We start from the raw sequence: 12,532 nt of genomic DNA, 5'->3' as shown, positions 1-12,532 counted from the left end.
GTGTTTGTGGCCGGCCAGGGGGTTAAAACTGGTACGCGAGCAAATGTGGCGGGTAGCGGATTGTGAACCACCTTATGCCTTGAGCCCGGAGCCAGGGATTACATTTATTTAGGGTTCGCTAGCGCAGCACGTCCAGGAGCAAGCCGGTTGTGAACACGCTCATTATCAGGCTCTTGCCTGTACGACTCGGTGGCTACACATTTAGTGCCACAGGGGTAAATGGCGTCTATGGAAGAAAATATGACTCAAACGACTGGTAAAACCTCGACGACGGTCTCTCGGTCTGCTAAGAAAACCTTGGCCGCGACAGCAAAATCAGGGGCATCAAGCTCGGTAGAGCTCGATGAGCTTCACGAAAGTGGAGAGCCAGGCGCAGCGCCTGCCAAAAAGGCAGCTAAAAAGGCGGCTGCTAAAAAGACGGTAGCCAAAAAAGCGGTTGCCAAGAAAACAGCGGTCAAGGCCGCTACCGGCGGTCGCCGTGGACGTCCTGCAAAAAACGCAAATAACGACGGCATCGATTTTGTCGATGACGACGAAATGGGCGAAGAAGAGGTCATTCCTGATCTCAAACCGGTTGCCAAGCGTGGAGCCAAGCGCGCCAAGGCCGAAAAAGACGTGTTCGGTGTGCGCGGCCAGTTGAGCCCGGAAGAACAGGAAGCGCGTCGCAATCGCCTCAAGGCACTGATCAAGCTGGGCAAGGACCGGGGTTACCTGACTTACAGCGAGATCAATGACCACCTGCCCGACGATCTGGTGGATGTCGAAGCCATTGACGGCATTATCGGCACCTTCAGTGACATGGGTATTTCGGTTTACGACCAGGCTCCCGACGCGGATACCTTGCTCATGAGCGATAACGCGCCCATGGCATCCAGCGACGATGATGTCGAGGACGAAGCCGAAGCTGCACTGACCACCGTGGATTCCGACTTCGGTCGCACCACAGACCCGGTGCGCATGTACATGCGCGAGATGGGGTCGGTGGAGCTGCTGACGCGCGAGGGCGAGATTGAAATCGCCAAGCGTATCGAAGACGGCCTGAAGCACATGGTGATGGCTATTGCCGCTTGTCCTACCACCGTTAACGAAATTCTGGCCTACGTTCAGCGTGTACGTGAAGGCGTCATGCAGATCGACGAAGTGGTTGACGGTCTGGTGGATGATGATGGCGAAGAGTACGCCGGCTCCGGTGTCACTGCCGACGACGAGGACGAAGGTCCAGCCGGCGGCATGAGCAGCAAGCAGATTGAATATCTGCGCAACAAGTCGCTCAAGAAGTTCGACATCATCGGCGAGTGGTTTGACAAGATGCGCGTCTCTTTTGAGACCGAAGGCTACAAGAGCCCGGGCTATGTGCAGGCTCAGGAAACCATTCTGAACGAATTCATGGGCATTCGCTTTACTGCCAAAATGGTGGAGAAGCTGGCCGATACCATGCGTGAACAGGTTGCGATCGTGCGTCAGCATGAGCGTGAAATCCTGACCATCTGTGTGGATCGGGCGGACATGCCACGCGCCCACTTCATCAAGGCGTTCCCCGGCAACGAAACCAATCTGGACTGGGTGGTGCAGGAAGTGGCTGCCGGCCATCCCTACAGCGCCATTCTGGAACGTCACATCCCTGCGATTCAGGAAATCCAGCAAAAGCTGATCGACCTGCAAACCAGTGTTGTGTTGCCGCTGAAGGATCTGAAAGAGGTCAACAAGCGCATGACCACGGGCGAAGCCAAGGCACGCAAAGCCAAGCGCGAAATGACCGAGGCCAACCTGCGTCTGGTGATCTCCATTGCCAAGAAGTACACCAACCGTGGCCTGCAGTTCCTGGATCTGATTCAGGAAGGCAATATCGGTTTGATGAAGGCAGTGGACAAGTTCGAGTACCGTCGTGGCTACAAATTCTCCACGTATGCAACGTGGTGGATTCGTCAGGCCATTACGCGTTCGATTGCCGACCAGGCCCGTACGATTCGTATTCCGGTTCACATGATCGAGACGATCAACAAGATGAACCGTATCAATCGTCAGATCCTGCAGGAAACCGGCGTTGAGCCTGATCCGGCAACCTTGGCCCAGAAGATGGACATGCCTGAAGACAAGGTTCGCAAGATCTTGAAGATCGCCAAAGAGCCTATCTCCATGGAAACTCCGATCGGTGACGACGACGATTCTCATTTGGGCGACTTCATTGAGGACAACAACACCGTTTCGCCGTCGGATTCCGCCTTGCACGGTTCGATGCGCGATGTGGTCAAAGACGTCCTGGATTCCTTGACGCCCCGCGAAGCCAAGGTGCTGCGCATGCGTTTCGGTATTGAGATGAGCACCGACCAGACGCTGGAAGAGGTGGGCAAGCAGTTTGACGTTACGCGCGAGCGTATTCGTCAAATAGAGGCCAAGGCCTTGCGCAAGCTGCGTCATCCTAGTCGTGCAGACAAACTGAAGAGTTTCCTGGAAAGCCAGTAAGTTGTGAGCAAGTCTGTATAGAGCTTAAAAAAAACCCGGTCTGCGAAGACCGGGTTTTTTTGTGCTCCTAGTGCTCCTAGTGCTCCTAGTGCTCCTAGTGCTCCTAGTGCTCCTAGTGCTCCTAGTGCTCCTAGTGCTCCTAGTGCTCCTAGTGCTCCTAGTGCTCCTAGTGCTCCTAGTGCTCCGCCCAGCCTGACGAGGTGCGTTTTCAAGGCTTGGACGCGGCCTTCGATCGGGGCTGGGAGGGCGTCTTTTTTGACGGACTAAATGGTTTTATTGCTCCTTGCTATGGGGGCAACAGAGAGCAGGGAGAGTCTGGCTGTTTCGGGAGATCAGGCCGGGTCCAGGTCCAGCTTGAAGACACAGCCTTTGCCATCAGGTCCGCTTTGCACGCTTAAGCTCCAGCCCTGTGCCAGCGCCAGTTGGCGGGCCAAGGCCAGGCCTATTCCTCGGTGGCCTTCTTCTCGGGTGCCTGTCGGCAACTGTTTACCTTGGCTGAAATGGCGCTCGAAAATAAGAATCCGATCTTGCTCGGCAATCCCGGGGCCGTCATCCTGCAAGGCCAGTACGCTGGGCGAAATCCAGCGTAGTTGCAGCTTGCAGGGCGCGGCGTGATCGATGGCATTGCGCATCAGGATGCGCAACAACATGGACAAGGCGTAGGGGTCCAGGGTGTAGAGCAGAGTGTCGGGCAACTGGTTGCTCCATCGCACATTGCTGCTGTTGGCATCCAGCAAGGCGACGGCTTGCCAGGTTTGTTGGGCCAGCTCGCGGATATCGACCTCGCGTACATGGCGTTCGGCCGTATAGGCCAGACTTTCCGCCGCGTCCAGACTGGCGCTAATGGCATCGGCCTGAACCATCATGCGTTTCAACCGTTGCTGTGATGGCCCCTCAGGCAGTTGCAGCAGCAAGAGCTCGCAATCACTGCGTATGCCGGTCAGTCCGGTCCGCAGTTCATGGCCCAGATTGGCGGCAAACTCTCGTTCGTGGTTAAGCAGTTCCTCAACGTGCTCCTGCATACGGTTAAAGGCCCGGATCAGGCGGCCCGCTTCGTCATCCTGATGCTCTGGCAGGCCAGAGCGGCCCGGCGCCCAGTTTTCCAGATGACGGGACAGTGTCAGCATGGGCGCGACTGCATGGCGGGCAACACGGCGACCAAGCAGGAAAACCAACAGGATCGTGGCGGAGCCGATCAGGGAAAGAATCAGGCCGAACTCCCGTACCCGGTCCTCGTGCGGGGTGGCCCGGTACACCAGATAAAGCTGGCCTTGCTCCTTGTCCTGCCGCAGTACGTGCCAGGTGTCGCTGCCTATATGAAATTCGTAGAGCCCCGGTTCGGGCACGCGAGCGAACTGGGGCAGATTGTCCTTGGGTTGCTCGGGTACAAACCAGTAGGTATCCAGTTCGGCTCCCAGTGCCTCGCTGCGGCCATAGCCACTGTCGGGCAGCAAAGAGGGGTTGCGCGCGTAAGAGACCAACATGGCGTTGACCATCCCGTCTTCCATGCGGGCAAACGCGATATAAGCCAAGCCTCCCATAATGACGACGAGCAGAGCAGCAATCAGGGTCAGGGCCCACGATACGCGCTGAGTCAGGGTGCTCATGAAACGGCTACGGCGCAGTGCTTGGGCCATGGTTTAACTCTCCTGTTGCAAACGCCAGCCCATGCCCGGCAAGGTTTCGATGGTGCCTGCACCGGCTTCCGACAGGGCCCGTCGCAGAAGATGGATTTGGCTGCGCAATGCTTCAGGCGAAGGGGCACCCTGTGGCCAGAGTGTTTTTTCCAGTGCGCGACGCGTCAAAATGGCCTGCGGATCACGCAACAAGGCCTCCAGCAGCTGGCGGGCCTTGAAGTTCAGGTGTAGTTCTTGCCCGTTCACGCTGACCAATGCGGAATCCAGGTTGTATTCCAGACTCCCCCAACGCAGTGAGCCATGTTGGACCTGTGGCGGCCCCCGTCGCAACAAGGCCCGCAAGCGTGCCTCGACCTCGGCTAGCGCGAAGGGTTTGATCAGGTAATCGTCTGCGCCCAGGTCAAAGGCGGTCAACTTGCTCTCCAACTGGCTGCGGGCGGTCAGAACCAGAGTGGGGATGGGGCTATGCCGGGATTGGCGCAAGGCCTGAAGCACCCCAAAACCGTCCAGGCCCGGCAAGCCCAGGTCCAGCACCAGGGCATCGAAATCCTGTTCCTCCAGCAGAGCCAGGGCGCCATTGCCGTCGTAGGCGGCATCCACCGCAAAGCCTTTCAACTCCAGGTAGGTATAGAGATTTTCGGCAATCGTTGTATCGTTTTCAACAATCAGGACACGCATGACAGCTTGTTCCACAGAGTAAGGCCGGTTCTTGGTGAGCTTACTGCACCTAAGGCTGTTCAGGGTAGACGCAGCAAGACAGGTACCCAGCCATTGATCTGCAGCCATTGGGCCAGCGCGAAAACGGGCCAGATCAGGAAATAGGGTAGCGCATCACGCAATGTTCGTGCCAGGCCGCCTAAAGAGACTTGCAGTTCAGCAGGGCTGTTCCACAGACTCAGGCGTGGGGCCAGACGAGGGACGCGCTCACAGTAATCCAGATAGGCCTGACCAAACACCTTTTGCAGCAGGACCTGCTCTTCGTCAATCACATTATTGAATACGGCGTAGACGAACAGGGCCAGTACAGGGCCCAGTAGCAGGCTGCCCGACAGGGCTCCCATACCCATGACCGCGCATAGTGAAAACAGGTATAAAGGGTTGCGACTGATGGAATAGGGGCCCTGGCTGATCAGGCTGGAACCTTTGTGTCCGCCCAGATACAGCATGCACCAGCAACGGCCCAGTACGGCAATCAGGACCAGGCCCAGCCCGCTCATGCGTGTGAACTGGAACACCAGTGAGTCGGCCTGCCAGGTGGGCGCAAAGAACGGCAAAATGAGGACCATAAGACCGCCAAACACCCCCAAGGTGCGACGGCGCTGCACCTGAACGCTGGCCAGGTGTTCCCACGCCTGTTCGACGGTGGCGCGTTGGCTATGTGAAGCGGACCAGCGCTTGGGGTTCACAATCAGGGGATAGAAAGCCAGGCTGCCCAGCAACCAGACAATGGCCAGCGAGGCAAATACCTGTGGTAGGTCAAGACGCTCCTGGTCGGCTTCCAGCAGGCCCAGCAAAAATGCACACACTAGTCCCGCCAGCAGACCGCCCCAGCGCAGGCGGGACTGGTTCAAGGCCCAGCCTGCAAAGTACAAATGCAGCAGGCCGGCTCCCACCGCAACGACCGCCCCCACACCCAGCAGGGGTTTGAGCTCGGGCACCCACAAGTACATGATGTGCAGCCCGTAGGAATCAGCCGTACGCTGCAGCAGTAGCATCAACAAGGGAACCGCCAGAAACAGACTGGTGCCCAACAGCATGATGCGCTTGCCCGGCAAGGCGTCCTGTCCACGCAAACGCAACAGTTTCCAGGCGGCAAATGACAGGCCAGCAGCCGCAATCAAGCCGGTCAACAGGCCTTGTGCTTCTTTCATTTCATGGGCCATATGGCCAGGCTGACGGCTGACGGCCAGTAACGGGTTGAGCGGTGACCAGTCCTGAGTCAGGCTGGCCAGCCAGAGAAACAAGAAAGTGACTCCTAGAACCTGGGTTAAGAGGTAAAACAAAGCGTTACGCTGTACCTGGATAGAGGTGCCGGACATAAAGAAATCTCGCCAAGAATAAGAGGGAACCGGAACTGGTTCTCTGCTGACGGGCTCAATGTATCGTTGGCAGCGTAAAATCCGCGTGAAATTGCGCCAGGCCCCAGCGGGCCGATGAGAGCGAAGCAGCGTTCCCGGGTTCGGTCAGCGGTCGATGACCGAGCCCGGGCATGCGTGCCTGTCTGTGTTAGTGATCGCGCTCATGTACCCGGCGACCGGCACTGTAGCTGGCTTGAATGCAGCGGTCATCGCCCAGCAGGGCCAGTACGAATAGCTGTTCTTCCAGCGAGTTCAGCAAGGCGCTGCGGCGCGCCATCAAGGCGGTGGCCTTGGGGTCCAGGACAATAAAGTCGGCCTCGGCGCCGGGTGCCAGCGTCCCGATTTGCCCTTGCATGTCCAGGGCGCGGGCGGCGCCTTCGGTGGCCATGTAAAACATAGACGTCGCCGTCAGGTGGTAGTTGTTCAGACGCGCTACTTTGTGCGCCTCGTTCATGGTGCGCAGCATGGAGAACGAGGTGCCGCCGCCGACATCGGTGGCTAGCGTGTGCAGAACCTTGCTTTGACGGATGGATTGAAAGTCGAACAGGCCCGAGGCCAGAAACAGGTTCGAGGTTGGGCAATGGGCCGCGACACTGCCAGTATCATGCATGCGTGCCCGATCCTGTTCATTCAGCCAGATGCTGTGACCGTAGATAGCGCGAGGGCGTAGCAGGCCGAAGCTGTCATACACATCCAGGTAGCTGCGGTTCGTGGGAAAGAGCTCACTCACCCATTTGATCTCGTCTTTATTTTCGGCCACATGGGTTTGTAAAAACACGTCAGGGTAAGCACGGGCCAGCTCGCCACAGGCTGCTAATTGTTCCGGGCTAGAGGTGGGCGCAAAACGGGGGGTCAGGGCGTAAAGCTGGCGGCCTTTGCCATGCCAGCGTTGAATCAGGTCTTCCGAATCGCGCGCGCCGGACTCGGCCGTATCTTGCAAATAATCCGGGCAGTTGCGGTCCATCATCACTTTGCCCGCAATCATGCGCAGATTGCGCTCGTGGCTTTCCTCGAAAAATGCATCCACCGACTGGGGGTGGACACTGCCGTAGACCAGGGCAGTCGTCGTGCCATTGCGCAGCAGCTCATCCAGAAAAACGCCGGCCACTTCGCGAGCATGTGCGCTGTCACCGAAACGGCCTTCTGTCGGAAACGTGTAGGTTTCCAGCCAGGGCAGCAGGCCGCTGGCCGGAGAGGCGATGATATCCGTTTGTGGAAAGTGCAGGTGTGTGTCGATCATGCCCGGCATGATGATTTTCCCGCTCAGATCAAGCGTTTGCGTACCGGCAGGCAACGTGTCCGACAGCTCGGACCAGTCGCCGCAGGCCTGAATCCGGCCTTGTTCATTGACCAGCAACAGACCGTCGCTATGGTAGCGTACTGCCTCGGCAGGGTCTTCCAGCGTGGCGGGGTCCGCTACAAAGTACAGCAGTTGGGCGCGGTAGGCGCAGGCAGGGTGTAAAGAGGTAGTCATAGTGTCCTTGAAGTCGGGGTCGCCTCAGCGACTGAGCCGGCCCATTGCGTAGGCGTGGGCCAGCAATTCCGCGGCGACGGCCACGGCAATAATCGACGGGGCCTTGCCGTTGATGCCGGGCATGCCGATGGGGCAGACCAGGTCCTGAATCCGGGATTCGGGCATGCCGCGTTGTTGCAGACGGCGCTCGAACTGACGGCGTTTGGTCATGGAGCCGATCAAGCCCACATAGGCGGTATCGGGGCGGCGCAAGATCTTTTGGCACAGCGCCAGATCCAGGCCGTGATTATGCGTCATCACCAGAAAATAGCTATTGGCAGGAGCCTGTTCGATCAGGGCATCGGGGATATCCGTCACTTCCAGGCTGACGTTGTCGGGAACCTGGGCGGGAAAGAGTTCGGGGCGTTCGTCAATCCACAGAACCCGGCAGGGCAGGGTGCCCAGGATCTGCACCAGCGCCTCGCCAACATGCCCTGCTCCAAACAGCAAAATGGTCAGGGGAGCGGGGGGCAGGTCTTCCAGCCAGACGCCTTGCGAGCCGTCGTAATCCAGTCGGGACTCGTCGACGAGAGACGGGCACTGGATATCCACCAGCTTGCTGCCATCTGGCCGTAACCGAGAGCGGCGACTGACGGCCTGCCCGGCGCGTAGGGTTCCGTCCAGCGCCTCCAGCCAGTCCAGATCTGCCGTGTCCAAGGTTTCGTACAACAAGGTAACGACACCGCCACAGCATTGGCCCAGACTGGGGCCCAGCGGCAGGCGACTCATGCTCCAGGTCGGTCCGCCCGGCTGGCCGAGCAAGACACGAGCCTGCTCGGCGGCCACCCATTCCAGATGCCCGCCACCAATGGTCAGCCATTGTTCCGTCTGGCTGAACAGCATGACGGTCCCTGTCGTGCGCGGCGTGGAGCCTTTGGCCAGCGCCACCGAACACAGCACCAGCCGCTCGCCCGCTTTTAGACGGGCGAGGGCAAGAGAGGGCCAGTTACTCATTTCGCAGCGCGAATCGCCGTAACTGCCCGCAACACGGCTTCCGCCGTTGCGGGTGCGTTCAGCTCAGGTTCGATTTGGTTATTGCCCACGCTGGCCACGGCGTCGCGAATGGCATTGAAGACACAAAATGGCAGCAGCAAAGGCGGTTCACCCACGGCTTTGGAGCGATGAATCGAGTCCATGGCATTGCAACCGTCGAACAGCTTGACGCGAAAGTCGGTGGGACAGTCGCTGATGGCCGGGATTTTGTACGTCGACGGGGCATGCGTGGTGAGCTTGCCTTGGGCATTCCATACCAGCTCTTCAGTCGTCAGCCAGCCCATGCCTTGGATAAAAGCACCTTCAACCTGCCCGATATCCAGGGCGGGGTTGATGGATCGGCCCACATCGTGCAGAACATCAGCCCGCAAAAGGCGAGACTCCCCCGTCAGTGTGTCGATCAGCACTTCCGCGACCGCCGCTCCGTAGGAGAAATAGTAGAAGGGGTTGCCCTTCATGACCTTGGAGTCCCAGTGCAGGCCAGGGGTGGCGTAAAAGCCGTCGGACCACAGCTGGACACGGGCTTGGTAGGCGTGCTCAACCAGTTGGAAGAAGGGCATGGTCTGCTCACCGATCTGGACTTGACCACGCTCGAACTTCACGCTGGATTCTTCTACCGAGAACAATTGGGCAGCCACTGTCGTCAGACGCTGGCGAATCTGATGGGCGGCATCTTGGGCGGCTTTGCCGTTCAGGTCTGTACCCGTGGATGCGGCCGTGGCCGAGGTATTGGCCACCTTGGTCGTATCGGTTGCCGTAACGCGGATATGCTCCAGATTCAGGCCCAGCTCATGGGCGACAACCTGAGCCACCTTGGTGTTTAGCCCCTGCCCCATTTCTGTGCCACCGTGGTTAACCAGTACGGTGCCGTCGCGATAGACGTGAACGAGCGCACCCGCTTGGTTAAAGGCAGGCACGTTAAAGGAAATGCCGAATTTCACTGGCGTCAATGCCAGACCCTTTTTCAGGATCGGGCTGCTGGCATTGAATGCACGGACTTGTTTACGACGCTCACGGTACTGACTGCTTGCTTCCAGCTCGGCCACCAGCTCGTGAATCACATTGTCGACCACGGTCTGATCGTAGGGCGTGACATTGCGCTCTTTCTTGCCGTAAAAGTTGATGCGGCGCACATCCAGTGGATCTTTGCCCAGACGGCGGGCGATCGCGTCCAGCGCCACTTCCATTACCAAGGCACCCTGCGGGCCGCCAAAACCGCGAAAAGCGGTATTTGACTGCGTATTGGTGCGGCCGCACAGTGCGCTCATCTCGACATCGGACAAGTAATAGGCGTTGTCAAAGTGACAAATTGCGCGGGTGGCTACCGGGCCGGACAGGTCGGCGGAAAAGCCTGAGTTGGCGGTCATGTCCAGGCGTGCACCCAGCAGGCGACCGTCCTCATCGTAACCAATGTCGTACTCGTAATAGAATCCGTGACGCTTGCCGGTAATCATGAAGTCGTCGTCGCGGTCCAGGCGCAGCTTGATGGGACGTTGCAGCTTGACGGCGGCCACACTGGCCACGCAGGCGTATAGCGCAGACTGGGACTCCTTGCCACCGAAACCGCCGCCCATGCGTCGACACTCCACATGGACCTTGTGAGCGCCAATACCCAGACAGTGGGCAACCAGTTGCTGCATTTCCGATGGGTGCTGGGTGGAGCACCAGATATGCACGGCACCGTATTCCTTGGGTACGGCGTAGGAAATCTGGCCTTCCAGATAAAACTGTTCCTGCCCATTGCATTGAAAGCTGCCCTGCAGGCGATGGGGTGCAGCTTCCAGAGCCTTTTTGGCATCGCCTTGCTTCAGGTTCATGACGGGAAGCACGCCGGCCTGAGCCGCTTTGGCTTCCTGAGGTGTCAGAATGGCTGGCAGATCCTCATAGGTGATCTGGCCCAGACGGGCTGCACGACGTGCCTGATCATGAGACTTGGCAATAACGGCGAAAACCGGCTGCCCGAAGTAATGCACCACGCCATCAGCCAAAATGGGATCGTCATGCAGAATCGGGCCACAATTATTGGCGGCCGGGATGTCGGCAACCGTCAGAACCGCAATGACTCCCGGCGCGCGGCGCACGGCGTCCAGGTCCACGCTCAGCAAACGGGCATGGGCCCGTTCGGACAGCCCCAGAGCAATATGCGCGGTACCTTGCAGCTCGGGCAGATCGTCCGTGTAGTCCGCGGTGCCGCTGACATGCAGCTCGGCCGACTCGTGCAGGAAGGACACGCCCACCCGCTGGGCGCTTGCGGTATTCAGGTGGTCGATAGAGTCAATTTTCATCACAAAGTCTCCAGGCTGGCTTGAGCTCGGTGAAAGACGTTTAGCTGGGCGGGACTCAAAGCGTGTTCAGGGTGGGTTTCCAGAAAGAAGCGGTACAGCAAATTGGCGGCACTCTGCTGGCGATACTCGCTGCTGGCACGCATGTCACTCAGGGCCTGATAGTCTTGTTGCAGCGCCTGCATGGCCGCTTGTACGTTTTGCTCGTTCCACGCCTGGCCTTGCAATACTTGCTCGGCCTGACTGGCCCGCTTGGGTGTCGCGGCCATGCCGCCAAAGGCAATACGGGCCTGTTTGACGGTCTTGCCGTCCAGCTCTATCGCAAAGGCAGCGCAGACAGCGGAAATGTCCTGGTCAAAACGCTTGGACAGCTTGTAGGTGCGAAATTGCCACTGGGCCTTGTGACGGGGGACCAGCAGGCCTTGCACGAATTCGCCCGGTTCCATGGCGGTCTTCTGGTAGGCCAGATACAGGTCCTCCAAAGGCATGACGCGTTCGACGGCGCCTTTGCGCAGCACGACGCGAGCACGCAGCGCAATCAAGGCTGGCATGGAGTCGCCAATGGGCGAACCGTTGGCCACATTGCCTCCCAGCGTGCCGGCGTTGCGAATCGGAAAGGAGGCAAAGCGTTGGCGCAGCTCTGTCAACTCAGGGTGGTCCTCGATCAGGGCGTCAAACGCGTCGTTCAGCAGCACGCCCGCACCAATGTAAAGATCGTCCTCGATGGGTTTCAGTTCACGCAGCTCGGCCACCTGGCCGATGTAGATCAAATGTGGCAAGTCGCGGAATTGCTTGGTCACCCACAGGCCAATATCAGTACTGCCGGCCAGAATACGGGCGTGAGGATACTGCTCGCGCAACTGGGCCAGTTGATCCAGTGTGCGGGGGGCGTGGAAGGTCTGGCCTTGGTACTCGTAGGCCAGCATGTCCTTGTGGCGGATGGTACGCAGGGTGTCTTCAAGGGCTGCGCGGTCCAGACTGACAGCGGGGTAACTGTGCATGGCCTTGGCGGCATCAATAATGGGACGGTAGCCCGTGCAGCGGCACAGATTGCCCGAAAGCACATCGTCGATTTGCGCCCGGGAGACGGGACCATCCTCAGGCGAGTGGCCCATGTACAGGCCCCACAGCGACATGATGAAACCGGGCGTGCAAAAGCCGCATTGGGCGCCATGCCAGTCCACCATGGCCTGTTGCACGGGGTGCAGCGTGCCGTCTTGCTGGCGCAGATCCTCAACGGTATAGAGTACTTTGCCGTCCAGGGTCGGCAGCAACTGGATACAGGCGTTGACAGCACGCAATTGCAATTGATTGTTCTGGTCCAGTTCGCCAATCATGACCGTGCAAGCGCCGCAGTCACCCTCGGCACAGCCTTCTTTGGTGCCGGTGCAGTGCTGATCCTCACGGATGTACTGTAAAACGGTTCGCGTGGTGGGGGCGTGAGCCACTTCCTGTACCTGGCCGCGATAAATAAAACGAATTGGTCTTGTCTCCATGATCTCACTCGACTGGTTTTTTACGGATCGAAGATAGCATTTGCTTAGGACGCGAACATTTGCCTGGAAT

General features: G+C 58.7%; 8 protein-coding genes. 1 reads left to right on the top strand and 7 read right to left on the bottom strand.

Features of this window, described 5'->3' with window-relative positions; all coding sequences use genetic code 11:
• Positions 1–240 precede the first annotated feature (240 nt).
• Positions 241–2,463: an RNA polymerase sigma factor RpoD gene (rpoD, locus tag VF694_RS01950; protein ID WP_039942896.1), complete on the top strand. Its 2,223-nt coding sequence runs from the start codon at positions 241–243 to the stop codon at positions 2,461–2,463.
• A gap of 332 nt (positions 2,464–2,795) precedes the next feature.
• On the opposite strand, the gene VF694_RS01945 is transcribed toward rpoD, so the two are convergent.
• The 7 genes from VF694_RS01945 to xdhA form a co-directional block, all read right to left on the bottom strand.
• Complete coding sequence (locus VF694_RS01945; protein ID WP_131070662.1) at positions 2,796–4,100, bottom strand: sensor histidine kinase; 1,305 nt, start codon at positions 4,098–4,100, stop codon at positions 2,796–2,798.
• Positions 4,101–4,103: 3 nt separating this feature from the next.
• Positions 4,104–4,778, bottom strand: coding sequence for a response regulator transcription factor (locus tag VF694_RS01940; RefSeq protein WP_440163616.1), 675 nt, complete (start codon positions 4,776–4,778; stop codon positions 4,104–4,106).
• A gap of 59 nt (positions 4,779–4,837) precedes the next feature.
• The gene (locus VF694_RS01935) at positions 4,838–6,139 is read right to left on the bottom strand and encodes a methyltransferase family protein (RefSeq protein ID WP_059318852.1); all 1,302 of its coding nucleotides are present in this window, start codon (positions 6,137–6,139) and stop codon (positions 4,838–4,840) included.
• A 187-nt stretch (positions 6,140–6,326) separates the two neighbouring features.
• The gene (guaD, locus tag VF694_RS01930) at positions 6,327–7,652 is read right to left on the bottom strand and encodes a guanine deaminase (RefSeq protein WP_440163615.1); all 1,326 of its coding nucleotides are present in this window, start codon (positions 7,650–7,652) and stop codon (positions 6,327–6,329) included.
• 24 nt (positions 7,653–7,676) lie between these two features.
• Positions 7,677–8,645, bottom strand: coding sequence for a xanthine dehydrogenase accessory protein XdhC (xdhC, locus tag VF694_RS01925; RefSeq protein WP_059318853.1), 969 nt, complete (start codon positions 8,643–8,645; stop codon positions 7,677–7,679).
• Positions 8,642–10,969 carry a xanthine dehydrogenase molybdopterin binding subunit gene (gene xdhB / locus VF694_RS01920; protein WP_440163613.1) on the bottom strand — a complete coding sequence of 776 codons (2,328 nt, stop codon included), beginning with the start codon at positions 10,967–10,969 and terminating at the stop codon, positions 8,642–8,644. The genes xdhC and xdhB overlap by 4 nt, the downstream gene beginning before the upstream one ends.
• Positions 10,969–12,462 (bottom strand): xanthine dehydrogenase small subunit, encoded by a 1,494-nt coding sequence (gene xdhA / locus VF694_RS01915; RefSeq protein ID WP_003799363.1) that lies wholly within the window; start codon positions 12,460–12,462, stop codon positions 10,969–10,971. Before xdhA ends, xdhB begins: the two co-directional genes overlap by 1 nt.
• Positions 12,463–12,532 lie beyond the last annotated feature (70 nt).

The sequence above is a fragment of the Alcaligenes sp. Lyrl_28 genome, assembly GCF_051948705.1.
Classification (GTDB): domain Bacteria; phylum Pseudomonadota; class Gammaproteobacteria; order Burkholderiales; family Burkholderiaceae_B; genus Alcaligenes; species Alcaligenes ammonioxydans.
This window is presented reverse-complemented; position numbering and strand designations above follow the sequence as displayed.

Coding starts and splice junctions, on each gene's coding strand:
- rpoD (WP_039942896.1), top strand. CDS start 241: ATGACTCAAACGACTGGTAAAACCTCGACGACGGTCTCTCGGTCTGCT.
- xdhC (WP_059318853.1), bottom strand. CDS start 8,645: ATGAGTAACTGGCCCTCTCTTGCCCTCGCCCGTCTAAAAGCGGGCGAG.
- xdhB (WP_440163613.1), bottom strand. CDS start 10,969: ATGAAAATTGACTCTATCGACCACCTGAATACCGCAAGCGCCCAGCGG.
- VF694_RS01940 (WP_440163616.1), bottom strand. CDS start 4,778: ATGCGTGTCCTGATTGTTGAAAACGATACAACGATTGCCGAAAATCTC.
- VF694_RS01935 (WP_059318852.1), bottom strand. CDS start 6,139: ATGTCCGGCACCTCTATCCAGGTACAGCGTAACGCTTTGTTTTACCTC.
- VF694_RS01945 (WP_131070662.1), bottom strand. CDS start 4,100: ATGGCCCAAGCACTGCGCCGTAGCCGTTTCATGAGCACCCTGACTCAG.
- guaD (WP_440163615.1), bottom strand. CDS start 7,652: ATGACTACCTCTTTACACCCTGCCTGCGCCTACCGCGCCCAACTGCTG.
- xdhA (WP_003799363.1), bottom strand. CDS start 12,462: ATGGAGACAAGACCAATTCGTTTTATTTATCGCGGCCAGGTACAGGAA.